1 pseudogene is annotated in these 297 nt (G+C 34.0%); it reads left to right on the plus strand.

What is annotated here, in order from left to right:
• Positions 1 to 297 (plus strand): annotated as a pseudogene (locus tag ACSG5Z_RS30880) (nicotinate phosphoribosyltransferase); the annotation flags it as partial.

The raw sequence follows: 297 nt of genomic DNA on the forward strand, positions 1-297 counted from the left end.
CGATTGAAGATACTGATGGAAAGTTAAATGATTCAATTAAAATTTCATCTAACCCTGAAAAAATTACCACTCCAGGACTGAAACGAATTTATCGCATTATCAATCGAGTTAACGATCAAGCAGAAGGCGATTATATTGCATTAGATTCTGAAGAGCCAGGAAAAGAAGAACGGTTAAAAATGTTTCATCCTGTTCACACGTATATAAGTAAATTTGTAACAAACTTTGAAGCACGCGAACTGCATAAAGACATTTTCATTAACGGCGAAAGAACATATGAACTACCAGGTATATTAG

Origin of the sequence: Bacillus pretiosus (assembly GCF_051294775.1) — a bacterium.
In the GTDB taxonomy this organism is placed as follows: domain Bacteria; phylum Bacillota; class Bacilli; order Bacillales; family Bacillaceae_G; genus Bacillus_A; species Bacillus_A wiedmannii.